The organism is Vibrio harveyi NBRC 15634 = ATCC 14126 = KCTC 12724 (genome assembly GCF_001591145.1).
In the GTDB taxonomy this organism is placed as follows: Bacteria; Pseudomonadota; Gammaproteobacteria; order Enterobacterales; family Vibrionaceae; genus Vibrio; species Vibrio harveyi.
In genome coordinates this window covers 50,497-77,193 of sequence record NZ_BCUF01000028.1, presented here as the reverse complement: position 1 = coordinate 77,193, position 26,697 = coordinate 50,497, and the positions used below count along the sequence as shown (strand labels likewise).

22 protein-coding genes and 1 pseudogene are annotated in these 26,697 nt (G+C 45.4%); 9 read left to right on the top strand and 14 right to left on the bottom strand.

What is annotated here, in order from left to right:
- Positions 1-496: pseudogene (locus tag VHA02S_RS15405) on the bottom strand (hypothetical protein); the annotation flags it as partial.
- A gap of 401 nt (positions 497-897) precedes the next feature.
- Between VHA02S_RS15405 and potA the strand changes: the two are divergent.
- The 5 genes from potA (at position 898) to VHA02S_RS15380 (ending at position 6,051) form a co-directional block, all read left to right on the top strand.
- The gene (gene potA, locus VHA02S_RS15400; protein WP_009697791.1) at positions 898-2,013 is read left to right on the top strand and encodes a spermidine/putrescine ABC transporter ATP-binding protein PotA; all 1,116 of its coding nucleotides are present in this window, start codon (positions 898-900) and stop codon (positions 2,011-2,013) included.
- A complete protein-coding gene (gene potB / locus VHA02S_RS15395) occupies positions 1,994-2,854 on the top strand; it encodes a spermidine/putrescine ABC transporter permease PotB (protein ID WP_005441590.1) in 861 nt (286 codons plus the stop codon). Before potA ends, potB begins: the two co-directional genes overlap by 20 nt.
- Positions 2,854-3,624, top strand: coding sequence for a spermidine/putrescine ABC transporter permease PotC (gene potC, locus VHA02S_RS15390; RefSeq protein ID WP_005389180.1), 771 nt, complete (start codon positions 2,854-2,856; stop codon positions 3,622-3,624). The genes potB and potC overlap by 1 nt, the downstream gene beginning before the upstream one ends.
- 106 nt (positions 3,625-3,730) lie before the next feature.
- Positions 3,731-4,762: an extracellular solute-binding protein gene (locus VHA02S_RS15385; RefSeq protein ID WP_009697790.1), complete on the top strand. Its 1,032-nt coding sequence runs from the start codon at positions 3,731-3,733 to the stop codon at positions 4,760-4,762.
- A 251-nt stretch (positions 4,763-5,013) separates the two neighbouring features.
- Positions 5,014-6,051 carry an extracellular solute-binding protein gene (locus VHA02S_RS15380; RefSeq protein WP_005445793.1) on the top strand — a complete coding sequence of 346 codons (1,038 nt, stop codon included), beginning with the start codon at positions 5,014-5,016 and terminating at the stop codon, positions 6,049-6,051.
- A gap of 179 nt (positions 6,052-6,230) precedes the next feature.
- On the opposite strand, the gene cobB is transcribed toward VHA02S_RS15380, so the two are convergent.
- Entirely contained in the window at positions 6,231-6,962 is a 732-nt protein-coding gene (gene cobB, locus VHA02S_RS15375; protein WP_009697787.1) for a Sir2 family NAD+-dependent deacetylase, read from the bottom strand.
- A 120-nt stretch (positions 6,963-7,082) separates the two neighbouring features.
- On the opposite strand from cobB, the gene VHA02S_RS15370 reads away from it, so the two are divergent.
- Positions 7,083-7,265, top strand: coding sequence for a hypothetical protein (locus VHA02S_RS15370; protein ID WP_005445797.1), 183 nt, complete (start codon positions 7,083-7,085; stop codon positions 7,263-7,265).
- A gap of 109 nt (positions 7,266-7,374) precedes the next feature.
- On the opposite strand, the gene VHA02S_RS15365 is transcribed toward VHA02S_RS15370, so the two are convergent.
- The 9 genes from VHA02S_RS15365 to VHA02S_RS15325 all read right to left on the bottom strand — a co-directional run bounded on the left by VHA02S_RS15365 (position 7,375) and on the right by VHA02S_RS15325 (position 16,280).
- On the bottom strand, positions 7,375-7,791 hold the full coding sequence (locus VHA02S_RS15365) for a membrane protein (RefSeq protein WP_005427687.1): 417 nt from the start codon (positions 7,789-7,791) through the stop codon (positions 7,375-7,377).
- A complete protein-coding gene (locus VHA02S_RS15360) occupies positions 7,775-8,827 on the bottom strand; it encodes a formate dehydrogenase subunit gamma (protein ID WP_005445799.1) in 1,053 nt (350 codons plus the stop codon). Before VHA02S_RS15360 ends, VHA02S_RS15365 begins: the two co-directional genes overlap by 17 nt.
- Positions 8,828-8,840: 13 nt before the next feature.
- Positions 8,841-9,449: a formate dehydrogenase FDH3 subunit beta gene (gene fdh3B / locus VHA02S_RS15355; protein ID WP_005427693.1), complete on the bottom strand. Its 609-nt coding sequence runs from the start codon at positions 9,447-9,449 to the stop codon at positions 8,841-8,843.
- An 11-nt stretch (positions 9,450-9,460) separates the two neighbouring features.
- Complete coding sequence (locus tag VHA02S_RS15350; protein ID WP_038898071.1) at positions 9,461-12,316, bottom strand: formate dehydrogenase subunit alpha; 2,856 nt, start codon at positions 12,314-12,316, stop codon at positions 9,461-9,463.
- Between the two features lie 10 nt (positions 12,317-12,326).
- The gene (locus VHA02S_RS15345; RefSeq protein ID WP_005427585.1) at positions 12,327-12,527 is read right to left on the bottom strand and encodes a twin-arginine translocation signal domain-containing protein; all 201 of its coding nucleotides are present in this window, start codon (positions 12,525-12,527) and stop codon (positions 12,327-12,329) included.
- Between the two features lie 73 nt (positions 12,528-12,600).
- Complete coding sequence (locus tag VHA02S_RS15340) at positions 12,601-13,233, bottom strand: TorD/DmsD family molecular chaperone (RefSeq protein WP_017190157.1); 633 nt, start codon at positions 13,231-13,233, stop codon at positions 12,601-12,603.
- Between the two features lie 9 nt (positions 13,234-13,242).
- On the bottom strand, positions 13,243-14,904 hold the full coding sequence (locus VHA02S_RS15335; protein WP_005441573.1) for a 4Fe-4S dicluster domain-containing protein: 1,662 nt from the start codon (positions 14,902-14,904) through the stop codon (positions 13,243-13,245).
- A gap of 310 nt (positions 14,905-15,214) precedes the next feature.
- Positions 15,215-15,838 (bottom strand): DUF3306 domain-containing protein, encoded by a 624-nt coding sequence (locus tag VHA02S_RS15330; RefSeq protein WP_038898073.1) that lies wholly within the window; start codon positions 15,836-15,838, stop codon positions 15,215-15,217.
- Positions 15,828-16,280: a DUF3305 domain-containing protein gene (locus VHA02S_RS15325; protein WP_009697781.1), complete on the bottom strand. Its 453-nt coding sequence runs from the start codon at positions 16,278-16,280 to the stop codon at positions 15,828-15,830. Before VHA02S_RS15325 ends, VHA02S_RS15330 begins: the two co-directional genes overlap by 11 nt.
- Before the next feature lie 327 nt (positions 16,281-16,607).
- Here VHA02S_RS15325 and VHA02S_RS15320 point away from each other — a divergent pair, with 327 nt between their 5' ends.
- Positions 16,608-17,432 (top strand): formate dehydrogenase accessory sulfurtransferase FdhD, encoded by an 825-nt coding sequence (locus VHA02S_RS15320; RefSeq protein ID WP_005427802.1) that lies wholly within the window; start codon positions 16,608-16,610, stop codon positions 17,430-17,432.
- A gap of 284 nt (positions 17,433-17,716) precedes the next feature.
- Here the strand turns inward: VHA02S_RS15320 and VHA02S_RS15315 are convergent, their stop codons facing one another.
- The gene (locus VHA02S_RS15315) at positions 17,717-19,309 is read right to left on the bottom strand and encodes an ABC-F family ATPase (RefSeq protein ID WP_005427581.1); all 1,593 of its coding nucleotides are present in this window, start codon (positions 19,307-19,309) and stop codon (positions 17,717-17,719) included.
- A 399-nt stretch (positions 19,310-19,708) separates the two neighbouring features.
- On the opposite strand from VHA02S_RS15315, the gene VHA02S_RS26580 reads away from it, so the two are divergent.
- Positions 19,709-22,054 (top strand): ATP-binding protein, encoded by a 2,346-nt coding sequence (locus VHA02S_RS26580; protein ID WP_038898074.1) that lies wholly within the window; start codon positions 19,709-19,711, stop codon positions 22,052-22,054.
- Between the two features lie 2 nt (positions 22,055-22,056).
- Positions 22,057-22,935 (top strand): mechanosensitive ion channel family protein, encoded by an 879-nt coding sequence (locus VHA02S_RS15305; protein ID WP_005427576.1) that lies wholly within the window; start codon positions 22,057-22,059, stop codon positions 22,933-22,935.
- A gap of 100 nt (positions 22,936-23,035) precedes the next feature.
- On the opposite strand, the gene VHA02S_RS15300 is transcribed toward VHA02S_RS15305, so the two are convergent.
- Complete coding sequence (locus tag VHA02S_RS15300) at positions 23,036-25,078, bottom strand: sensor histidine kinase (protein WP_027726806.1); 2,043 nt, start codon at positions 25,076-25,078, stop codon at positions 23,036-23,038.
- The gene (locus VHA02S_RS15295; protein WP_005445819.1) at positions 25,068-26,519 is read right to left on the bottom strand and encodes a sigma-54-dependent transcriptional regulator; all 1,452 of its coding nucleotides are present in this window, start codon (positions 26,517-26,519) and stop codon (positions 25,068-25,070) included. Before VHA02S_RS15295 ends, VHA02S_RS15300 begins: the two co-directional genes overlap by 11 nt.
- Positions 26,520-26,697: the final 178 nt, after the last annotated feature.

The following is a 26,697-nucleotide window of genomic DNA, read 5'->3' as shown; positions in this document are numbered from 1 at the left end:
CTAAAGAAAGGTATAGCGACAGCAAAGGGAAAATCATTCCAGCAACACCCTGCATCATCAGGCTAAATAGTGTTGCTAAAATCACAGGAACCGTAAATTGAAGACCTTTACCAACATGACGTACCTTTGTCTTCAACCCCGCCACGTGGCTCATTGCCATTAAACTAATACCAGCATAAATCGGCGCACTGATCACTTCATAACTGAAGTTAGCGACATAAATAGCGGACACGATATCTGTGGTAAAAGATTCAGGGTTTTGAAGCGCATCCAAAATAACACTTGGATCTCCGAGTTGAAGTTGAAGTGCAATATAGAAAATACCCAGCTGAACGAATAGGAGGAGAATAATCGCTGGCGAGAAGGACAAAAACTGTTGGATGGTTGTGCGCCAAGCTTCGCTAAAAACGGCTGCTGCTTTTAGTTCATACTTGCCAGAAAGAGCTCGCTCTACACTCCCTCCAAGATTGAAATCTTTCTCAAAATCGTTGTTCATATTTTATCCAAGGCTAACTTGTAAAATTTTTTCTGGAAAACCAGTTAATTAATAAGGGCGTCATTATAAAGAAATCTTTGCACGTCTAAAATCATAAGTCGGCCTCAATACTTGCAATATCTGCTATTTGGTCGATAATTAACCACTCGCAAATCTATGAAATTGAAAACATTTGCACAAGAAATTAATGCCTTTCTTATGTATAGCTGAAATGTAAATACCCCTACAAAAACAGTATGGTAAGGAATGTTTACTTTTGCCTGCAAAATTTTTTCTGTTTCAAGATAAGAAAATGCTTTGATTTCACAATTTTGGTGATTATGATGCGCGCCTCAAAAGTGAATGACTAATGTCACATCAATTGGATACACCCCAATTTGAACGTGGGAGAAATACAGACGTTGAACGCTAAACAGCAAGCAGGAAAGCCAGTAGTTCGTCTATCTGGTATTAGCAAAAGTTTCGATGGTAAGGAAATCATCGGTAATTTAAATCTGGATGTTAATCATGGTGAGTTTCTGACAATTCTTGGTCCTTCTGGTTGTGGTAAAACAACGGTTTTACGCATGATCGCGGGCTTTGAAACGGCAGACAACGGTCAAATCGTACTAGATGACCAAGATGTAACACAGGTTCCTGCAGAGCAAAGGCACGTCAACACGGTATTTCAGAGTTATGCACTCTTCCCTCATATGACCGTATTTGAAAACGTTGCTTTCGGTCTTCGCATGCAGAAAACACCTGCTGCTGAGATTGAACCAAGAGTTATGGAAGCGCTACGCATGGTTCGCCTAGAAAAAATGGCACAGCGTAAGCCTCACCAACTTTCTGGTGGTCAACAACAACGTATCGCGATCGCTCGCGCGGTTGTTAATAAACCAAAAGTACTGCTGCTAGACGAATCTCTATCTGCACTTGATTACAAACTACGTAAGCAAATGCAAATCGAGCTTAAACAGCTTCAGCGTCAACTTGGTATTACCTTTATCTTTGTTACACACGATCAGGAAGAAGCCCTATCGATGTCTGACCGCATTATTGTTATGCGCGACGGTGTTATCGAGCAGGATGGTTCCCCACGTGAGATTTACGAAGAGCCTAAGAACCTATTTGTTGCTCGCTTTATCGGTGAGATCAACGTATTCAACGCAACCATGCTAGAGCGTATCGACGAGAAACGCATCCGAGCAGAAATTGAAGGCGTTGAATCTGTTGTTTACTACGATCAAGCAGCTCAAGCAGGTGAGAAACTACAAGTACTACTTCGCCCAGAAGACTTACGTATCGAAGAGATCAAAGAGTCTGAAGAAAAAGGCATCGTAGGTCACGTAACAGAACGTACCTATAAAGGTATGACGCTTGATTCAGTTATCCAGTTGGATTCAGGCATGCGCGTGATGGTAAGCGAATTCTTTAACGAAGATGATCCAGATGTGGACCACTCACTCGGCCAGAAAGTCGCTATTACTTGGGTTGAGAGCTGGGAGGTAGTACTAAATGATAAGCAAGAAGCTTAATCTTCAGAACGCGATCATTACCCTAATCGTTGGCTGGCTAACACTGTTTGTGTTAGTTCCAAACTTAATGATTATCGGTACTAGTTTCTTGACGCGTGATGAAGCGAACCTAATTGAATTAACGTTTACTTTCGACAACTACCTTCGCCTGCTTGATCCTCTGTATGCAAAAGTGTTGATGCACTCTTTTTACATGGCGATCATTGCAACCTTATTGTGCTTGGTGATTGGTTACCCATTTGCTTACATCGTAGCGAAAATGCCTGAAAAATGGCGTCCGTTCATGTTGTTCTTGGTGATTGTGCCATTTTGGACTAACTCCCTTATCCGTACTTACGGCTTAAAGATTGTTCTCGGTACACAAGGTATTTTGAACAAGTCGTTGATGGCAATGGAAATCATCGATAAGCCGATGCGTTTAATGTATACCGAAACAGCAGTAATGATTGGTCTTGTGTACATCTTGCTTCCGTTTATGATTTTGCCGCTCTACTCGGCAATAGAGAAACTAGACAACACATACATCGAGGCAGCAAAAGATCTTGGTGCGAACAAGTTTCAAACCATTACACGAGTGATTTTGCCTCTGACAATGCCAGGCATTATCGGTGGCTGTTTGTTGGTTCTACTACCAGCACTAGGTATGTTCTACATATCTGACCTTCTAGGCGGCGCGAAGAACCTACTGATCGGTAACGTAATTAAGAGCCAAGTATTGAACGCTCGTGACTGGCCATTTGGTGCCGCGACCAGTATCGCCCTCACCTTCGCAATGGCTGTGATGCTTTACGCTTACTACAGAGCAGGCAAACTATTGAATAAGAAAGTGGAGCTAGACTAATGGGACGCACAGTTAGATTTAGCTTTATGGCGCTGGTATATGCATTTTTGTATCTGCCAATCATCGTCTTAATTGTTAACTCATTTAATGCCAACAAATTTGGTATGAAATGGGGCGGTTTCACCACGAAATGGTACGAAACCTTAGTAAATAACGACAGCCTAATGCAGGCTGCATGGCATTCATTGAACGTAGCGGTATTCTCAGCGACAGCAGCAACCATTATTGGTAGCTTGACGGCTGTTGCCCTATTCCGTTACTCGTTCAAAGGTAAAGGTGCGGTAAACGGCATGCTGTTTGTCGTAATGATGTCTCCAGATATTGTCATGGCGATTTCATTACTTGCTCTGTTCCTTGTATTGGGCGCACAGCTTGGCTTCTTTACTCTGTTAATTGCTCACATCACCTTCTGTTTACCATTCGTTGTGGTAACAGTGTACAGCCGCTTAAATGGCTTTGATGTGAAAATGTTGGAAGCTGCAAAAGATCTTGGTGCAAGCGAATGGGTTATCTTAAAACAGATCATCCTTCCTCTTGCTAAACCAGCAGTTGCTGCAGGTTGGCTATTGAGCTTTACGCTGTCTTTGGACGACGTAATTATCAGCTCGTTTGTAACAGGCCCAACATACGAAATCTTGCCATTGAAGATTTACTCAATGGTTAAGGTGGGCATTTCACCGGAAGTGAACGCCCTAGCAACGGTCATGCTGATTGTTTCTTTGGTTCTGGTAGTAATTTCTCAGTTGCTAGCAAGAGAAAAAGTGAAGTAAAATCCGCACCCGTTAACATCACGAAACAGAATGGTTAAATGCCATTCTGTTTTTCTATCTATCGTCCAAAATTAATTGGACAACGTTTGGTTTGGAGCTAACGTCAATGAAAAAATGGGCTACTCTATTAGCTGGTAGTGCATGTGCGCTTTCTCTGTTCTCTGGTACAGCGGCAGCGAACGATAAAGAATTGGTATTTATGAACTGGGGTCCTTACATCAACAGTAATATCCTAGAGCAATTTACCAAAGAAACTGGCATCAAAGTGATCTACTCGACTTACGAGTCGAACGAGACTTTGTATGCAAAGCTAAAAACTCATAACCAAGGTTATGACCTAGTGGTACCTTCTACGTACTTCGTAGCGAAGATGCGTGACGAAGGCATGCTACAAAAGATCGATAAGACTAAGCTGAAAAACTTCGGCAACCTAGATAAAAACTACCTAGACAAGCCTTACGACCCAAATAACGACTACTCTATTCCACACGTTGTTGCGATTACAGGTCTAGCGGTTAACGCAGACATGTATGATCCAAACGACTTCCAAAGCTGGGCTGACCTATGGAAGCCAGAGCTAGAAGGTCAAGTAATGCTGATGGACGACACTCGTGAAGTGTTCCACATTGCACTACGCAAGCTGGGTTACTCAGGTAACTCTACGGATCCAAAACAAATCGACGAAGCATACGCAGAACTACAAAAGCTAATGCCAAACGTTCTAGTATTTAACTCTGACAACCCAGGCGCACCATACATGTCTGGCGAAGTTGGCGTTGGTATGCTTTGGAACGGTAGCGCAGCAGCTGCTCAAAACGAAGGCATGAACCTGAAACTAGTATTCCCTAAAGAAGGCGGCATCGGTTGGGTTGATAACTTCGCAATCTCTTCTGGCGCGAAGAACGTAGAAGCGGCTCACAAGATGATCGACTTCCTACTGCGTCCAGAAATCGCAGAGCAAATTTCAGCGGACACGGGTTACCTAACAGCGGTTGCAGAATCTAACGCTAAATTCAAAGACGTTGCACCACTGTTTCCTTCTCAAGACGACCTTGACCGTGTTGAATGGCAAGACTCTGTTGGCGACATGACAGTGAAGTATGAAGACTACTTCCTGAAGCTAAAAGCGGGTCAATAATCTGATCTTGCTTAATAAGCCATCTACTAAATGAAAATAGGCAGCAATACGCTGCCTATTTTTGTAATTGACTGATATAATTGTATGTTGCTAGGTTTATTTGACTCGAGTTCAAGCATTACGTTCTATTTTGACCCTAATGCTGGTTTTCGTGGCTCAGATAAACAGGATTGTGCTTATCGCAATTTGGCTCAAATCGTTATTTGTTACTAGTATTGATTTGTCCTGTTGCTGAACAAAACGGAAAACAAATGAAAAGTAAATTCTACGCAAGCGCACTGTGTGCGGCGACGCTAATCGCTACCCCTGCAATGGCTGCTGATCAAGAACTGTATTTCTACAACTGGTCGGAATACATTCCAAACGAAGTTCTTGAAGACTTTACAAAAGAAACTGGTATCAAAGTTATCTACTCTACGTACGAGTCTAACGAAAGCATGTACGCGAAGTTGAAAACTCAAGGTTCTGGTTACGACTTGGTAGTACCGTCTACCTATTTCGTATCTAAAATGCGTAAAGAAGGCATGCTGCAAAAGATCGACAAAGAGAAACTTTCTCACTTTGCTGATCTAGACACTAACTTCCTGAACAAGCCGTTCGACCCGAACAACAACTACTCTATCCCATACATTTGGGGTGCGACCGGTATTGGTATCAATGCTGATATGCTAGATAAGTCTTCTGTGACTAAATGGGATGACTTCTGGGATAGCAAGTGGGAAGGTCAACTAATGCTAATGGATGATTCTCGCGAAGTATTCCACATTGCATTGACTAAGCTTGGTTACTCACCAAACACCACTAACCCAGACGAGATCAAAGCCGCTTACGAAGAGCTGAAAAAGCTAATGCCGAACGTATTGGTATTCAATTCAGACTTCCCAGCGAACCCATACTTAGCAGGTGAAGTATCACTTGGTATGCTTTGGAACGGTTCTGCTTACATGGCTCGTCAAGAAGGCGCGAACATCGATATCATCTGGCCAGAGAAAGGCACTATTTTCTGGATGGATAGCCTCGCAATTCCAGCGGGTGCTAAGAACGTTGATGCAGCTCATAAGATGATCGACTTCCTACTACGCCCTGAGAACGCAGCTAAGATTGCACTAGAGATTGGTTACCCTACTCCAGTGAAAACAGCTCACGATCTATTACCGAAAGAATTTGCTAACGATCCAAGCATCTTCCCACCACAAGAAGTGATGGACAGCGGTACATGGCAAGACGAAGTTGGTGAAGCTAGCGTGCTTTACGATGAGTACTTCCAAAAGCTAAAAGTAGACAACTAATCAGTCTGTCGAAATAGTTTAGAAAAGCGGCTTCGGTCGCTTTTCTTGTATCTGAAGATCGTGCTTTGCATCTCAATCTATACTGCTCGAATTACAAAGCGGCAGAATACAAAGTTTCAAGATACAAAAAGGCATCGAATCACTCGATGCCTTTGTTAGATTTTGGGGTTAACTCTTTTTTAAGCGCTAGGTTCGTTTTCCAGAGCAAGAATCTCGTCAACAAGCTTCGGTACTTCGATGCTTGCCTTACCGTAACGCTTCTCTTCAAACTCACTCTCGACGGCACTTGGCTCTAAATTAATTTCAATCGTATGTGCACCGTGCATCTTTGCATCATGTACAAAACCTGCGGCTGGATATACCACGCCAGATGTACCAATAGAAATAAACAAGTCTGCTTCTTCCAATGCCGCGTATATCTCACCCATACGCAGTGGCATTTCACCAAACCAAACAATGTGTGGACGCATTTGAGCAGGAATCTGGCAGCAGTGACATAATTCGCCAGTTTCAATGTCTTCTGAATGCTCGATGACTTGATTAGATTCACTACAACGCGCTTTAAGCAATTCACCGTGCATGTGAATAATATTGGCGCTACCGCCTCTCTCATGCAGATTATCAATGTTTTGAGTAATGATAGTCACTTTACCTTCCAACTGCTCTTCTAGGCGCCCTAGCGCGATATGAGCAGCATTAGGCTTGATATCTTCGCCCTGTAGTTTTTTTCGACGTTGATTATAGAACGATTGAACAAGATCGGGATCGCGAGCAAACCCTTCGGGTGTTGCAACGTCCTCAATGCGGTGATTCTCCCAGAGACCATCTTGAGCGCGAAATGTTTGAATACCAGACTCAGCCGAGATGCCAGCGCCAGTAAGTACTACAATATTTCTATAAGGGAAATTCATAACCTATCCTTGTTGTTCTTTTTCATTAGCTTAACACCGATAGAATAACAACAGTAGCAATATGGATTAGACCATGGTCGTAGTGGTCATGATTAGAATGATAAATTGAGAGGCAAAGCAATGAGAGGTGTATCTCTTGTCCTTATATTACTGGGAACTTTAGCTGGCTGTCAGATCACCAATATTGAAGGTGAGGTCGATGACGTAAAAGTCAAAGTGAGCACCAATGACAAGGATAATGGCCACCCTGTTCATGGTGGTGATTTCTGTCCGCCGGGACAAGCGAAAAAAGGAAACTGTTAAATCAGTATTCCCTGTAAAGACGAGATAAAAAACCCTCGAACCGTGTCGAGGGTTTTGCATGTTTACAAACTGTTTTTCTCTGGCTTTCTCTTCAATAAAGCCATTGAATTTACAGGTTTGGACCTGTAGACGGTCTGTGCGGCATGTTATTGCGCAGTTGGTTCATACCCTGGTACATGCGTAGGAACCACACAAGAATTGCCAACGCAGCAAACAACATACCAATCCAAGGAATAAAGTATGCAACAGAGTCTAGCAACGTACTATGCATCCAGTAATCACTTACACCAATCAACACACCATTTGATGTTGCTACCGTTACAATCAGAACAACAAAGAATGTCAGGTACAGGAAGAAAGTACGAATCAAACCGTAGTAATGCGAGTTCACTACGTCGCTGTCTTCGCCTTTATCCAAACGGTACCCAGCGTAAATGATTGCGACAACGCCTGAGATCAAAAACGTAAACGGGGTCAAACAGCTCAGGATGTACGCAACCCAAATCCCGTTATGAGGTTTGTTCATTCGCTTTTGCTCCTTTTGCTTCCGTTTGTACCGTATCTGTTTCGCCCATCGCTTCTTTGGATTTCACTTCTTCATACCAAAGATCGTGGTGCTCTTTCGCCCATGTCTCGTCAACTTCACCAGTGACCATCCCCTCTAGCGCACCTTCCATACCGAATAGACCGATGTAGATGTGGAAGATGAAACCACAGATTAGAATCAGTGCCGAAATCGCGTGAACAAGGTTAGACAACTCCATATGGCGACGAGTCTGACCGAAAATTGGGAAGTCCAGAATTAAGCCACTCACTGCAGCGATAGCACCAAAGAAGATCAGCAACCAGTAGATCGCCTTTTCCCCACCGTTTGAGAAGCCAGCCGATGGGTGCGTGCCTTTATGTTTACCTACCATGCCGCCCATTTTCATGAACCAACGGATGTCTGTCATGTTAGGGATAGATTTGCGCCACCATTTCAGTAGAACAAACATCAGCAAGATGAAGAACAGCGGACCCATGTAGTTATGGTACTGCTTCGCCAACATGACGATGAAGCCCCAGAACTCAGTCGGTACGTACGGTTTTAAGAAGTGCTTACCGTAAACCAGCATCAAACCACTGAATGCTAGCGTTAAGAAGGTAAACGCCATGCTCCAGTGTAGTGCGCGGTCTAGTCGAGACCAGCGTTTCATCTTCTTGCCAGTACGTGGCTTGCTTAGCATCAGAGGACCAACGAATACGTAAGCCATGATAACCATTGCGATACTGCCGAAAATTGCGACAGCGCCCGCAGGAGACATCCATTTCTCTTTAAGAATGTACCAAGTCTCACCCGGAGTACTGATCAGCACACCGTGTTCCGCTGATTTCGACGTGGTATAGCCTTCTTGCCCCTCTTTGACCTGACGCCAAAAGTCTGCACCTGCAAGTTGCGTCATCTCCTGTTGTACCACTGGAGATGTGTCTTCTTGCGCAGACGCTGGCATCGCAAAGGTCAGCAGTAATGCTGTCATCATCGACAGCATTACAAGAGACGCACGTTTAAGAGTATTTAACATGTGTCTCTCCTACTTAGCTTTTAGTTGCGTCGTAAGAAAGATCGTTACCGTCTGTCCAACCTGCGTTTTTCGCACCGCGCTCAACCACACGTTGACGGAAAATGTCAGAAACTTTCTCTGCATCACCCGCTAGCAGTGCTTTTGTTGAACAAAGTGACGCACACATAGGTAGCTTACCTTCAGCAATACGGTTCGCGCCGTACTTCTCACGCTCTTCTAGAGAACCTGGTTCTGTGTTTGGGCCACCTGCACAGAAAGTACATTTGTCCATTTTGCCACGCTCACCGAACGATGCTTGTTTCGGGAACTGAGGCGCACCAAATGGACAAGCGAACAGACAGTAACCACAACCGATGCAAAGATCTTTGTTGTGAAGGACGATACCATCTTCTGTGTGCTCGAAACAGTCAGCTGGACAAACCGCCATACAAGGCGCGTCTGTACAATGCATACAAGCTACAGAGATTGAGTTTTCACCTGGTTCACCGTCGTTCAGTGTTACTACGCGGCGACGTTGAATACCCCACTCAAGCGCATCATCGTTTTCGTTCTTACATGCAGTAACACAGCCGTTACACTCGATACAGCGTTTGGTGTCACATAGGAATTTCATTCGTGCCATTGTCAGACTCCTTACGCTTTACGAATGTTACATAGGGTTACTTTAGTTTCCTGCATCAAAGTAACAGGGTCGTAACCGTAAGTGGTTGCCGTGTTGGCTGCTTCACCAACAACATAAGGATCCGTACCTTCTGGGTACTTAGGACGTAGGTCTTCACCTTCGAACTTACCGCCGAAGTGGAACGGAATGAACGCCAGACCCGGTTTAACACGACGAGTGACCATCGCTTTCACCTTGATGCGACCTTTTTCTGCGCCTTCGACCCAAACGTCATCGCCATCTTTGAAGCCAAGATCGTTTGCGTCTTTCGGGTTCACTTCAACGAACATTTCTTGTTGAAGTTCAGCAAGCCATGGGTTTGAACGAGTCTCTTCACCACCACCTTCGTACTCAACCAAGCGACCAGAAGTCAAGATGATTGGGTATTCGCCAGACTTGTCTTCTTTCTGGATAGACTTGTAAAGCGTTGGTACACGGAAGATTGCTTCTTTGTCGTCCCAAGTTGGATAATCCGTTACAAGGTCACGACGAGGCGTGTATAGCGGCTCACGGTGTAGCGGTACGCGGTCTGGGAATGTCCAAACAATCGCACGCGCTTTAGCGTTACCAAATGGGATACAACCGTGCTTGATTGCTACGCGTTGGATACCACCAGACAGGTCAGTTTTCCAGTTTTTACCTTCCGCTGCAGCTTTTTCTTCAGCCGTTAGGTCGTCCCACCAACCAAGTTGTTTGATTAGCTTGTCAGAGAACTCTGGGTAACCGTCTTTGATTTCACAACCTTTTGAGTAGCTATCTTCAGCAAGTAGGCTTTGACCTTCAAACTCAACACCGAAACGCGTACGGAAGTTACCGCCACCCTCTGCAACCGTCTTCGACGTATCGTACAGAATGTGTGTGCCTGGGTGTTTCATCTCTGGCGTACCCCAACATGGCCAAGGTAGACCGTAAGTCTCACCATTCACAGGACCACCTTCTGCCTCTAGAGACGTTTTGTGGAATGTATGCCAGTTTTGTTGATGCGCTTTTAGACGCTCCGGGCTTTGACCTGTGTAACCGATGGTCCACATGCCTTTGTTGAATTCGCGCGTGATGTCTTCGATCATTGGCTGGTTGTTCTCAACACGGATGTTTTTGAACAGCAGATCTTCATAACCTAGCTTCTTAGTTAGCAGGTACATGATTTCGTGGTCAGGTTTAGATTCGAACAATGGCTCGATAACCTGATCACGCCACTGAAGTGAGCGGTTAGATGCTGTCACACTGCCGTGTGTTTCGAACTGAGTCGTTGCAGGAAGCAGGTAAACGCCGTCAGTACGATCGTTCATTACCGCCGCGACTGTTGGGTATGGGTCAACAATAACCATCATATCCAGCTTTTGCATCGCTTTCTTCATCTCAGGACCACGAGTCTGAGAGTTTACTGCGTGACCCCAGTAGAACATGGCGCGGATGTTTTCACGTTGACGAATGTTGTCTTTGTTTTCAAGAACACCATCCACCCAACGAGATACAGGGATACCTGCACTGTTCATTGGTTTTTGACCACCGTAAGCGTTGTCATCGAAACGACCTTTCACCCACTCGTAATCGATTTCCCACACTTTTGACCAGTGACGCCATGAACCTTCAGACAGACCGTAGTAGCCTGGTAGTGTGTCAGATAGTACGCCAAGGTCAGTTGCACCCTGTACGTTATCGTGACCACGGAAGATGTTCGCACCGCCGCCCGATTTACCGATGTTACCTAGCGCAAGCTCAAGTACACAGTAAGCACGTGTGTTGTTGTTACCAGTCGTATGCTGAGTACCACCCATACACCAAACGATACAACCCGGACGGTTTTCAGAAAGCAGTTTCGCTGTTTGGTAAACTTCAGACTCAGGAACGCCAGTTACGCGCTCAACTTCTGCTGGTGTCCACTTAGCTACTTCTGCACGGATTTCATCCATACCGAATACACGTTGACGGATGAACTCTTTATCTTCCCAGTTGTTCGCGAAGACATGCCATAGCACGCCCCAGATGAATGCAACGTCAGAACCCGGACGTAGCGATACGTAGTGATCCGATTTTGCAGCGGTACGAGTACGACGAGGATCCGCAACAACGATCTTACAGTTGTTCTTCTCTTTCGCGATTAGGATGTGCTGCATCGCAACAGGGTGCGCTTCTGCAGGGTTTGAACCGATGAACAGCATTGACTTACAGTTGTGCATGTCATTGAAAGAGTTGGTCATCGCACCGTAACCCCAAGTGTTTGCTACACCTGCTACGGTTGTTGAGTGACAGATACGCGCTTGGTGGTCAACGTTGTTGGTACCCCAAAGCGACGCCATCTTACGGAACATGTACGCTTGTTCGTTGTTATGCTTCGCACTACCCAACCAGTAAACGGAATCTGGACCCGACTCTTTGCGGATGTCCATCACCTTGTTACCGATTTCTTCGATCGCTTGATCCCAAGAAAGCTTCTTCCACTTACCGTTTTCAAGCTTCATTGGGTATTTCAGACGACGCTCACCGTGACCGTGTTCGCGCAGTGCTGCACCTTTTGCACAGTGTCCACCAGCGTTGAATGGGTGGTCGAATGCAGGCTCTTGACCTGTCCACACGCCGTTTTGAACTTCAGCGTAGATACCACAACCTACAGAACAGTGAGAACAGATGGTACGTTTTACTTCTGTTTTCGCTTCTGGATCCACCGATTTAGCTTGTGCTTTCTTCATCATGCCCGGTGCAAAAAGACTTGCACCTACAACCGCACCACCAGCAGCAAGTGAGGTGTTTTTCATGAATGCACGGCGAGAAACGCCAAGCTGATTGGTTTCTTTGCTCACACTGTCGGAGCGTTTGACAAGTTTCATCCGTTATCTCCTAAAGTGTGTCGTAGTAATCGCGAATGTGTTGAGTTTCACGATACCCTTTCTTCTTCACGTCTTTTTCAGAAGGCTCAACCGTTTCTGAAGCGCTTGCCACTTTTGTTGTTCCAGCGACAACCGCACCAGCTACGGCTGCAGTCGTTAAGCCTTTCAGGAGATCCCTACGGCTTGTGTTTATTTCTTTATTATCTTTCATCATTGCTTCCTTACCTTACGGTAGATCTTTGGAGGCTATTGCCCCTCTATCGATATGACCAAGTACTGCTCGATTACTCGTAATCAGTGACGTTTTTCACATCAATTTTTAATTTGTGCTTACTGCTTTTGGTGTTCACGCTAAAGCGCACTTGTTCCAGTGTTAAGAACGCCTCACACAGTTGAGCTGCTGGCTTATAAAAGTTCGCGCTCTCTGCGTTTTCTAATTGCTGAGTGAAAGAGCTGAACCAAGGTGCGATGTGTTTGTTAAACACCGCTTGTTGAAGATCTTCTTCTTCACCCGTTAGCATCGACATCACTTCACAAAGTGCTGCGATGTGGTCTTCCGGCTCTTTCACATTTTCATCGCGCTCGAAACCAAGCAGTTCCAAATCGTGACGAATTTCAGCCAGTGGTTTTTCCATCATTGCACCCGTCATGTGCCATGAGCCAAACGGCATCACTTCACCACGACCGATACCAATGAAAAGATCTTGGTATTCATCTTCTAGCGCTTCGCGGTTGGAATCTTTCGCCGCTTGTTGAAGCGCAATCCACGCTTTTTGCATTGCGCTTTCTGATGGTTCAACTTCTAGAGAAGTTAGGAACTCGATCATCTCTTCACTTGGTGCGCTACGGAAAAGCGCAGACAAAACCAAGTAGATCTCTGTTCTCAGTGTTTGTTCTTGTTCTCGTTGTGTATCCACTGCGAGCTCCTAGTATTTCAGTTGTTTCATTGGGTCTTCTGCCATCGACTCAAACATGTCGATCACACGGCAGTCTTCACACATCGCGATACGATTGATCGCCGCTTCATCAGAGAAATGAGAGTGACCGCGTAACTTATTTTGTAGCATGTCGATCATAGACTGAGGTGCGAATGGCTTATGACAGCGAATACATTCCGCAGCTTTCTCTTCGTGAATCACAACCGCTTTTTGGCGCTCTTCTTTCACCCAGTTCATGCGTGGCGTTAGAGTCAGAACTTTCTCTGGACATGCCTTTTCACACAAACCACATTGAATACAATCTTGTTCAACGAATTTAAGTGATGGAGACTCACCGTCGGTATGAAGTGCACGTGTAGGGCAAACCGCCACACAGCTCATACACAACGTACAATCTTTGCTTTCACAAGAAACATTGCCGTAAGGGGCGTTAGCAGGCAGTTCAACAATGTTCTCAACTGGAATACGAGAAGAAGACATTGCATCAAGCGCAGTAAACAGACGTTGACGCTTGTTACCTTGAAGGTCGCCAAGGGCAAGATCGAATGAATCTGTACATAGTGTTGGAGGACCTTCACGAAGCGATTCCAAGTAAAGGATATCGATGGTCTCTTTTGCGATACCAAGTTGATCCAATAGCTCTTGCGCGATACCCACTTCGTTGTTCAGAACACGAATGATGGTTGCAGGCATAAAACGAGAAGCCGCAAATAGCACTTGCGTCGCGCCATTAACTAGAGCTGCGAACCATGTATCGATACCGATAGAAGGAAGCTCTTCAACCACAATTGGAATCACGTTATCTGGTAGCGCTTTCAGTGCCATCACATTGTAAGTCTCGTGGCGAGAACTACAGATAAGAACGATAGGATCCAGACCGCCCGCTTGCTCGTAGTTCGCTAGCGTGCGTTCAATGAATTTTTGCGTATCTTCAGGATTAGGTAGCGCGTAATGAATCGCTTCTGTCGGACAAGCCGTTGCACAAGTACCCACGCCCTGACACAGGTATGGGTTAATCTCGATGCGATGGCCCGTTTTATCGCTGCCTTCACTTGAGAGTGCGCCAGCAGGACAAGCATCCACACAACGCTCACAACCTTTCACGCCACGAGAACTGTGTGCACATAGATCAGTGTCCAGACGGAAGAACTTTGGCTTATCAAACGTACCCATTAATGTCGGGATTTCTTCTAGCGCTTCTGCCAGTTTTGGATAACCGCGCCCTACTGGGTAGTAACCCGGAACCGGAACCTCTTCTGACATACAGCTACTTAGACAAAGATCGAGAACAACATCGAAACAATCACTATTGATAGCGACTTTTGCTAGGTTGCTTGTTAGACCGTTATTTTCGATAAGCACTTCAAATGTGCCTAGGAAACCAGAAACCTGAACTGAGTTTGCAAAGTACAGTTCTGGATTGGTGCCTTTCTCTCCGTCTGTAGAAAGAAGTGTCAGGCTGTTCATTTGAGATAGCTGCGCGGCTGCACTCTCAATGATGGCAGTCGGTCCAACAATCAGTGTATTACCGCCACTCTCGTAGCTCACCGTTGGTGGAATAAGATTGGTCAACTCTACGGTATTCTCAAACGCATACAGACGCGCTTTACCGTTATTGGAAGTTGCTTGTTCTAATAGTTGTTTCAACATTGCTCAGTTCCATTTATACGCATGGATAGTTTCTTCCATCTTTCATTGTAGTTAGCGCAGGCGATTCTGCTGATTAACTCGTCAGTAACTACCCCTTTTAGGTAGTCCCACGCGGGTTATCACTGCCTATTGGGCAAATGGTCTAACTTCAACAAGAATGGTAATGAGCAACAAATAGCAAATGTCGTGCCAATTAAATATCAGCTAATTTTCAATAGGTTAGCTATTTATCTTAGAAATTGTAGGGATAAAAAAACCGACTGGGACATTTTGTCTCAGCCGGTTCATTGAGCGTTTAGTCAAAATGTACCTATTCTTTGTGTGGTATATTTTGTCCCACCTCTTCAGGGGCTAGTTTTGTCTCTAGAATATCACTTTCATTAGATACTGTATTTATATCCAGTTCTTTTTGTTCTTCGGGAATTTCGGCACCTTCAGCAAGTTCTACATCAGCCGATTCAATATCACTTTCTTCATGAGATTCAGTTGATTGTGTCGTTTCTTCTGCTGGTTCTTCTTCCGTTTTCTCTTTTACCCAATCACGAAGTGTTTCAGCCACCCCTTCAGAAAGCGACTTGAGGTTACTGTAGTCATCATCGTAATCATCCAAACCATCGCGAACGTTAAACTCTTCTGACAAGAACATCTTACGCAGTGCGGCTTTCTTAACGCTCTCTGAAGCCTCAGACACCAATAGCTGCGCTACGGACATCTCTTCAGGATCAGTAGTTTCGTTTGATGCCTGTTGAGATTCAGTCTCTGTCGCAGAAGCCTCAGTAGCCAATGCTTGCGCTTCAGTGCTTAATTCTTCATGAGCTTGTGCGGTTTCTGGTTCAGTAGATTCAACAGACTCCACGACCTTAGCGTCTGAAGGCTCGGTTGTGGTTTCTTCTAATTTACGTTTCGACCAACGGCTAAAAAAACTAGTTGCCATTTGCTCTGCCCGCTCCTTTGCGTTTCTTACGTCTTACTTCTAACAACTCACCGTGGCGCCCAATAAAGGCTTCCATCCAAGCTTGAATGGCTAACGGCATATCATTAGATAATACTAGGTTATCGCCATCCATATATTGCGCAGCGACAGTTTGAGACGCCGTAAGCAACTGAATCGTCGGTGTATCACCAGAATCGACATTGTCCATAACCAAGAAAAGCTTTGGTTGTTGCGAGCTCAGGTTAAAGCGGTAATCGGTGCGCTCGTCTTTGTGCAATTGCAGCAAGCACACGTGTTGAGTGTCTTCGGTTGGGTTAATTTCAAATCCCGTCAGTTGCCATTGGGTCGTAACCCAAATACCAGTACTGATCTCATGCTCTACAAGATCCACGCCTATCGACCATGAATCTTCATTTTTCTCGAACTGTTTCTTATCCGACATAACTCACCCAGTTTGTTCTATGTTGGCTTTAAGACAGAAAAGGACATTTTGTACTTTGCTTTCAACCATTTTAGCGGTACAAAGCAATAAACGCGCCAGATTAAGCCTTACCTTCGCTAAGCTCATAAGTTCAAAACTAGTAGAAATTCAAATTAGCACCCGTGTCATTGCTGCGATATCGCAGAATTAATCCAGAATCGAAGCAATGCCTCGCAATTTTCCTTATAACAGCTATTTTGGAATGAGAATTGCTTTGTTGTAGCGTTAAGACGAATAGACCCATTAATGAGAGCGTGTATCGGCTCTCTCATTCATTAGGACATGACTGTGGTAAAACCAAACATTATTAAAACCAGTGAAAATCCCCTACAGACCATCGAAGTAGAAGTGTTTGACGAATACGGTGAGAAGCTAACTAAGCAAATCGCCTGTGAGCGCCCTCTTACGGTGATGTTGAACTGGAAGGAAGTCGTTACGCTAATGACGCTTGGCTCTCGTCCTGAAGCGCTTGTGTTGGGTTATTTGAAGAACCAGAGCTTCTTGTCTGATCCTGAAGCGATTGAATCGGTCATTATTGACTGGGAAACGCACTCAGCTGCGGTTATCACCAAAGAAAATACTGAGCACTTAGAAGGCGCGCTGAAGAAGAAGACGGTGACGTCTGGTTGTGGTCAAGGCACTATGTATGGCAACGTGATGAAGCAGCTTGAAGATTACCAAGTGCCACAAGTGCCGCTGAAGCAATCTGAAATCTACGCGGCGCTTGAAGCATTAACGCATTACAACGATACCTACAAAAAAGCGGGCGCTGTGCATGGCTGTGCCGTGTGTAAAGGCAACGAAGTGCTGTCTTTTGTGGAAGATGTTGGTCGTCACAACGCAGTTGATACGCTAGCGGGTGAAATGTGGCTTAATCAAGAAACGGGTGAAGATAAAATTTTCTACACAACGGGGCGCCTTACATCAGAGATGGTGATTAAAGTAGCGCAGATGGGTATCCCTGTTTTACTTTCTCGCTCGGGCGTAACTCAAATGGGTTTGGATCTGGCGAAAAAGTTTGGCATCACTACTATCGCTCGTGCGAAAGGCTTACGTTTTCAAGTCTTCACTGGTGCAGAGAAGATTGATTTTGACGTGAAGGGAAATCAATAACTCATCATTAATTCACCAAATGAGTTAGACTTAAGTCATCATGTGGATTCACAAAGGATGTGAACTATGAACAACGATCAGCTGTGGAATTATCTACTCACCCCAAGCGGCATCATCGTTTCGATGATCATTACCTTCGGGCTCGTTGGGATTTATGCTTATCTAATGAGGCAATTTAAGGATTGAACGCCACAATATAGCGCTAGCAAAGCATTAGCACTAACACAGAATAGACATAAAAAAAGACCTCGCAATGAGGTCTTTTTCTTTATTCGGAAGAAGGATTAGCCTTCGATACCACGAGATTTTAGGAACTCAGAGTAAGTACCTTTAAAGTCTGTGATTTTACCATCGCGGATTTCGATGATGCGTGTTGCTAGCGAGTCTACGAATACACGGTCGTGCGATACGAAGAACAATGTGCCTTTGTACTGCTCTAGTGCCGTGTTCAATGATTCGATCGATTCCATATCCATGTGGTTGGTTGGTTCGTCCATTAGCAGCATGTTTGGTTTGTGCATCATTAGCTTACCAAGCAGCATACGACCTTGTTCACCACCAGACAGTACTTTTACTGACTTCTTGATGTCATCTTGACCAAACAGCATACGACCTAGGAAGCTGCGAACCACTTGCTCGTCATCGCCTTCTTGACGCCATTGACCCATCCAATCCGTTAGGTTTAGGTCTTCTTCGAAGTCGTGTGCGTGGTCTTGCGCGTAGTAACCGATGTTCGCGTTTTCGGACCATTTGAACTCACCTGTACGTGGTTCTAGTACACCAGCAAGCGTGTTTAGCAAGGTTGTTTTACCCACACCGTTCTCACCGATGATTGCAACGCGCTCACCGACTTCAAAAATCGCATTGAAGTTAGCAAACAGGTCGTCTTCAAAACCTTGGCTTAAGTTTTCAACAATCAGAGCATTACGGAAAAGCTCTTTAGACTGCTCAAAACGGATGAATGGGTTTTGACGGCTAGACGCTTTTACTTCGTCCAGTTTGATCTTGTCGATTTGCTTAGCACGAGATGTTGCTTGTTTTGCTTTTGATGCGTTTGCAGAGAAACGTGCAACGAACGTTTGTAGCTCAGCGATTTGTGCTTTCTTCTTCGCGTTGTCGTTTAGTAGACGTTCACGAGCTTGAGAAGCCGCAGTCATGTACTCATCGTAGTTGCCTGGGTAAACACGCAGCTCACCGTAATCCAAGTCAGCCATGTGCGTACATACTGAGTTTAGGAAGTGACGGTCGTGTGAAATGATGATCATTGTGCAGTTACGCGCGTTTAGCGTGTCTTCCAACCAACGGATAGTGTCCATATCCAAGTTGTTGGTTGGTTCGTCAAGAAGCATTACGTCTGGGTCTGCGAATAAAACCTGCGCTAGAAGCACACGAAGTTTCCAACCCGGTGCAACTTCACTCATTAGACCGAAGTGTTGCTCCATTGGAATACCTACAGCAAGAAGAAGCTCACCCGCTTTTGCTTCTGCCATGTAACCGTCCATTTCCGCGAACTGAACTTCTAGGTCAGCCACTTTCATGCCGTCTTCTTCGCTCATTTCAGCAAGTGAGTAGATACGGTCACGCTCTTGCTTCACTTCCCATAGCTCTTTATGACCCATGATTACTGTATCGATTACAGTGAATTCTTCGTATGCGAACTGGTCCTGGTTCAGTTTTGCAACGCGCTCGTTTGGATCGTAGCTTACGTTACCACTTGTTTGTTCAAGCTCACCGCTCAGGATTTTCATAAAGGTTGATTTACCACAACCGTTAGCCCCAATTAAGCCGTAGCGGTTACCTTCGCCGAACTTAACTGAGATGTTTTCAAATAGCGGCTTAGCGCCAAATTGTTGAGTAATATTCGCTGTGGAAATCAAAACCTTTACCTTAGCAATTCAAGTTTATTGGGAAAAACCGCGCAACGTTACTGCTTAAGGCTACACACTTCAAGTTTTGTTTTTATTAATTAATGAGAAAAAGCACTGTTTAGCGAACTGATTTTTGAGATTTGGCTAACATAAACCTTGCTAAATTTAAGTGTTCTCACTCTAACCGACTCAAAACTGAGACATAAATCCGTCATGACTAACCATTGACATACCCCATGAAATTAGGTTTATAGTGCGTCCCTTTTATCAATTCCGTACGTTATTCCTTTATTAAGCGTCAGTCTCTATTAAAGAATCGAAACTAAACGTACGGTCATTGGGTAAAACTCGCATATCGCGATAAAGCAACTACACTAACTCTAACCTTCTAAGTTTTAAGAGAATTTTATGCATTTCATGGCGCGCATTTTAATGCTAGTCGGTCTCGTGCTTTCTTTACCCGCTCACGCTGAGTGGGAGTACGAATTCCAACCTGAGCCTCAAGTCTTGCCTGTAGCGCAAGAGATCACTCAGGAGATCAATAAGCTGCCAGAGCCTTTGTTTATGTCTGACCAAGACAAACGTAAGGTCAACCAACTGCTCAATGCAGTAATGAATGAGCAGCGTAAACAGACCCTTATCTTTGATCAACACCTAAAGACATACCGTGATTCTGGTGAAGACAAAGAGTGGTTTGAGACACAATCCAGTTACCTTACGGTTAACAGCCTAGGACAAAGTAAAGAGCGTTTATTAGAGCTTACTGACCCCATCACGCACGATAAACTGACCGGTTTCGGTCCTTATGGTGTCACGCAGTTTAAGCAAGAGTGGCGTCAAACTCAGCTTAACGTCGAGTACTTGGTGTTCTTCCAGATTCGTTCTTTCAAATCTCTGATTAAAGAAATCCTGATTTCACCGATTCCGGTTGTTTGGGCTGGCATCAAAGTGTTGTTTATCTATTTCGGTCTGGTCTGGTGGTTAACTAACAGCAAGCGCATCATTACTCTATTCCGCGAAACGCAGCTAGATAACATCACAAAGCCGCCAATCTGGGTTCGTTTGATTTGGTATATCAGTCGTGCGCACAGAGCAATTGCTTGGTTGATTGCGATTACGCTTTCTCTTCGTGTGCTATCAGAAATCCCAAGCTTGCAGCATTTGATCATTCTAGAAATCTTCACTTGGTGGGTTCTAGGTGGTTCTATCGCGATTAGCTTTATTCTCGAGTTTGCTTATCGCAACAGTCGCAGTACTAGCCAAGAAGTGATTGCCCTGCGCCTTTCGACCATTCGTCGTTACGTTTGGAGCGCTATTGTTGCTGGCGTAATTCTTCAAATCTCGATTCGTACGCTGGGTAAAGGCACCATCTACTCGTGGATCTACAGCGCGCTGTTCTTCTGGTTTGTATTGGTGACGCTGTCGGTATTGCGCCTATGGCGTAAAAAGGTATTTGAAGTCGCGGAGAAGCTCTCTGATCGTCCTGTGTGGGTAAACTGGTCTATTCGTCGTAAAGACACCTTGTTTCTAAGCATCATTGGTACGGCTATATGTGCCGTGTGGATTACGCTGCACAGCTTCAAACACCGTATTGTCGCAATGCTGTCTAACTACACCATGTTTAGCCAAGCGTTGGCATACTTGTTCCGCATCGAAGTTGCCAAACAAACAGGTAACAAAGGCGGTGATACCAACCTAGTAAGAATCAAAGGCGAGCAAACATTCGAGTATATTCTTCCTGGTAGCGAAGACAGCGAGTTGGTCGAGTATGCCTCAGACGAAGTCAAGCAACTGTCTAAATACCTGCTGACAGATAGTCCTGCGGTATGTGTAATTTCTGGTGAACGTGGCGTTGGTACAACGACCTTCCTTCGTACGATCCTGAACAAAGTGAAGAACGCCAAACCGCTTTATCTAAACTGCCCATATGCAGGCTACAGTGAACTACTAAAAGAACTGGCTCTACAACTTGGGTTGGAAGAAGACGCGTCTGAGATTCAGGTTCTTGCGCATTTACGTAAAAGTGACACGCCTTACCTTATCGCAGTTGATAACGCCCAGCGCTTGGTTAAGCCAATGGTAGGCGGTTTAAGTGGTTTGATTAAACTGACTAACCTACTTCGCCGCTCTAAGAAGAACCACCGCGTTGTGATGGCGATTGAGAAAGCAAGCTGGCGTTTTGTCGACCGCGCTCGGGGCGAACGTTTGTTGTTTGACTGGGTGGCGTTTATGCCGCGCTGGAGTGAAAAACAACTGTCTGCGCTGTTTGATACGCGTATTAACCAAGAGATTGAGAACCCAGTAACGTTTGATGGTCTTGTCGTCCCTAAGCAATGGGACCAAGAAGACATCACGGAAGAAGAACGTGCTAAACAAGGTTTCTACCGTATTCTGTGGCATTACTCAGATGGTAACCCGACAGTTGGCTTGCGCTTTTTCCGTTTGTCTCTGCGTCAGGATAAAGAGACGCAACAAGTGGTGGTTCGATTGTTCCACGCACCAGAGTCTCAAGAGCTCGAGAAAATGCCGAAGCCAATGCTGGCAGTGCTGCGCTCAATTGTTCAGCTTGAAGTGGCATCGCCGGAAGAGCTGTCTGAGTGTACTCAGCTGAGTATTGCGGAAGTGATTGGTACTCTGCGCTACTTCCAAAGCCGCGGCTTTATTGAGTGGAGCGAAGACAAAGCTCGCGTGTCGGATCACTGGTTCCGTCACATTACCAACGTTCTCGACCGTCAACATTTATTGGTGAAATAACGATGAAAAAACTACTCACCGTATTAGCGTTATCGCTATTAAGCACCTCTGCATTGGCGACTGAAGAGATCGCGAGTGTGGATAATATCTCGCAAATCGCTAGCCTAATTCGTTGGAGCGGCGTGTTCTTCTCCATTATTGTGATTGCCTCAACGTGGCTATTGCTTAAGTTCATGAACTCGATGGTAGAAAGTATTGGTAGCCAGTTCGTGCAATACCGAATGGTGCTGCAGAAGCTTCAGTCTTTCTTACAGTTCTTTATCTACTTAACCGCTGGTTCTGTCGTGTTTATGATGAGCTTCCGTATTAACGATCAAATCCTTGCGTTGATTGGTGGTACGTTAGCGGTTTCAGTTGGTTTCGCCTTGAAAGACCTAGCCGCATCCTTCATCGCGGGTATGACGGTTATGGTTGACCGCCCGTTTCAAGTTGGTGACCGTGTCACGTTCGAAGGTAACTACGGCGATATCATTGCGATTGGTTTGCGCTCTGTGCGTATGCGTACCCTAACCGATGACATCATTACGATTCCAAACAACAAGTTTTTAAGTGAAGTGGTCGTCAGCGGTAACTATGGTGCGCTGGATATGCAGGTAGTGATTCCGTTTTATGTCGGCATGAATGAAGACATTACGTTAGCGCGTGACTTGATTCAGGAAGCGGCGTCTTCAAGCCGTTATATCCACCTACCTAAGCCGGTAACGGTTCTCGTCAAGCAGACCATTACGGATAACTACTTGGCAATTCAGCTAACGTGTAAGGCTTATGTGGTAGATACCGCCTACGAGAAATTGTTTGAAACCGACATTACTCTGCGTGTAATGAAAGAGTTCAAGAAGCACGGCATAAATCCACCGAAGATTGCAGTGCATACGGGTTAATTCTGCGTATTCCTCTCGCGTTTAGGGGAGGACAGATACAAAAAGGGTCAGTGATTACACTGACCCTTTTCTTTGCGCGTTGGCGAATTGGAATCGCCGGTTAAGCGATATTCGTTACCTCAAGCAATAGTTCGGCTTTCTTTGGCAGGTAGATACTGAACGTACTGCCTTTACCCCATTCCGATTCGGCTTTTAGCTCGCCGCCTGTTTGACTAAGAATACTTTGCGAAACAGAAAGCCCTAGCCCAGTACCGTCGCGTTTAGTGGTATAGAATGGCGAGAAAATACGACTCAAGTTTTCTGGCTTAATACCACAACCTTCGTCGGTGACATGAATGGCTGCGCCTTTCAGTTCGCCATCTTCAATCCAATCTTCACTCACGACGGTTAGCTTGCCTTTGCCGTCCATCGCGTGAATGCCATTCATCTGCAAGTTCACCAGAATCTGCAGCAAGTGGTGGCGGTTGATCTCGACCGAGGTATGGGCTTGTAAATCGGTGACAAAATCGATGTCGCGCTTTTTAGTGCCGGTTTTAACCAGCGTAATACTCTCATCGATAATTGGATTCACGTGCTGCCACGTAATTTCGTCTTGTACACCGCCCTGACGGCTGTATTGCAGTAAGCTGCGCGTGATATTACGAATACGGTCAATTTGAGCGTGAATCGCATCAATCTCTTCCTGAACGCGGCTTGCCTCTTCACCTAGCTCAAACTGAATCAATTCAACGTTACCCAGAATCACTGCTGTTGGATTGTTAATCTCGTGGGCGATCCCAGCAGTCAACTCACCTAGTGCGGCAAGCTTTTCGTTGACGACGAGCTTGTCACGGGTTTGGTTAAGCAGTTGAATATGAAGTTCAAGCTCTTCAGTTTTGTCTTTCAAACTCGCCGTGCGTTGTTGAACTTTACCTTCCAGCTCCATGGCGGAGTTCTTCAGCTCGACTTTACGATCTTCCAAAGCATCAAGCATGTTATCGAACTGACGCGCTAACTGAGCGAGCTCGTGGTGTTCATCCAGCCCTAATGGACCAATACGCTTTTCTTTACCCAACTGGACAAGCTTCACGACTTTGTAGATGCGCTCGATTGGACGGAATAGATCACGAGAGCCACGATACACCATCACGCCAGAAACCAAGAGCAACATTAAGGTAATCAAGCTGATCTCAACGATATTTGTCATATACGCTTTGACGAATGGCCACATCAAGTAACCGGTGTAGAGCATACCAATGACATTGTCGTACTGGTCTTTGATTGGTTGATAAGCGGTGATATACCAAGCATCGTAAACAAACGCGCGATCGACCCATTGCTCACCTTCCGCCAATACCTTGTTGTATACCTCTGAACTCACCCGCGTACCGATAGCGCGACCTAAACGTTGGTCACTGTCTAAGGGAACGTTGGTGCTGACGCGAAGATCATCCAAAAATACCGTCAGAGTCCCCACGGGACGGAGGGTGTCGTTATCACTCAAATAGATAAGATCACGAATTTGATCGACCAATACCGTGCTGTTGTTAAGCAGCAAACCGCCATCTAAGAAACCAATTAAGTCGTTCTGTTGGCTGTAAACTGGGATCACAGTTCGGCTCACCAAGCCACGTGCTTCCACACCACCATTCTTTAGAATCGGTACTTCAGCACGTTTGGCGAGTTCAGGGTCTAGCTTTTCCAGTTCCTTTCTGTCGAGAACATCAAAGAAAGATTCGCGCTTAGTTAAATCCATAAAGCGGAATTTGTTTTCCATCGAATTAACACGTTGGAAGGACAAAAAGTCCAAACCGTAACGTTTCTTCTGCGCCGTCACCCACTTTTGCAACTCTGCTTGTGGGACATTTTGGTTCACTCTGGTACGGAAGTCATAAGAGTCCGCGAACGATTTGACGTAGTTCGCCTGCTTTTGTTGCAGCAGCGTAATGCTGTTATTAGCGACACCCAAACGCTCCGATACGTCTAACAACGCGTTTTGCCACGTATAGTGAATCGACCAATAGATCGTAATGCCGATAAGGGCTATCAGCGTTAGAAAGATTGGCGCAGATGTCAAAATCAACAGTCGATAACGCACCATGGTTTTGAATCGGTACGTCCATTTAGACAATCCTTTGTGTTGCTGCCAACTACTACTCGGCATAATCCTCGTCCTCAGAATCCCACTCTTTGTATTTGCGCTCTAGCGTTTTTCGTGCCACTCCTAAATCTCGAGCCGCCGCCGACTTGTTGCCTTCGTGCAAATTAACCAATTGTTGGATATGCGCTTTTTCCACTTCTTTTAGTGTCCAAGTGTTTGGATAGCCTTCACCAGAGAACTCTTTGCCTTCTTTGAAGGTTGGCAATTCTTCACTGTGTGACACGGTAATGGAGACATTAGGTAAAGCATGACCGCCATTGAGTTCACGCCAGTGATGCGCAGGCGGTTTACCTAACAAAATACAACGCTCGATGAGGTTTTTAAGTTCGCGAATGTTACCTGGCCATTCGTATTCGCTCATCGCTTCCATATCTTCATGCGCCCACTTCGGTGCTTGCATACCCAGCTCACTGGTCAGCATATTGCTAAAATATGGAACCAGTTCAAACAAGTCTGTTTTACGCTCACGTAGAGGGGCAACTTCAATCTTCAGCACGTTCAAACGGTAGTAGAGGTCGCTACGGAAATTACCTTTGTTGACCTCTTCTTGCAGGTTGCGGTTGGTCGCTGCGACAATACGAACATCAATGCTAATTTCACGCTCAGAACCAACCGGACGAATGGTGCGCTGCTCTAACACGCGTAGCAGTGACGCTTGCATGGACAAAGGCATCTCACCGATTTCGTCAAGGAACAATGTGCCACCATTGGCTACGCGGAAAAGACCTTCGCGAGATTTCTTAGCGCCAGTAAAAGCCCCTGAGGTATGACCGAATAACTCACTCTCTAAAAGCTCTGGTGCAATCGCGCCACAGTTAAGTGGGACGAATGGACCTGTTCGACCGCTTGCTTGGTGAATGCCTCTCGCTACCAACTCTTTACCGGTGCCCGACTCACCTTCCACTAGGACAGATGCGCGAGACGGCGCAAATTGAGTGATCAGTTGTTTGAGCTGGCGAGTTTTTTCCGAACCGCCAATAATCTCTGAGGTGTTGTGACGCTGATAGTCACGCTTCATCGCGTATTGCATGCGTTCGTTCAAACGACGATCCATACAACGACTGACCGCTTTCAGCATCTGTTCTAGGTTAAACGGCTTGAGGATAAAGTCCGATGCACCAAGCTGTAGGGCTCGAATCGCAATTTCCAAATCCGCGTAGCCTGTCATAAAGATGACATCCGCGCGTTTGTCGTCATCTTCAAACGCCTCTTCCCATTCAATCCCTGAACGCCCCGGCAAGTTGATATCTAACAGAATCAAATCGTAGTGGCGTGAGTTACGTAGCTCTTCCGCTTCTTCAATGCTGCCCGCTGTATCGACTTGAGAAAACAGCTTGCCCAGAGCCTTTTTAAGGATGGCTTGCATACCGAGTTCGTCATCAACGACCAGTACTGAAAAAGCGTTGTATTGTTGGTTTGTACTAATATGGGATTGAGTAGACATATTTACCCCAGTTGGATTTGAATGGGACAGAGTGTACCAAGTTTAAACAGAGATACCCTACAAAAAGTGCGACATTTTGTACCAACGCAAATTTTTATGCAAATAAGTCCATGAATTAGCGCATAAATCAAACATTTTGAGCTTGTAAAATGTTGGCATCTTGTTTGCTATATGGAGT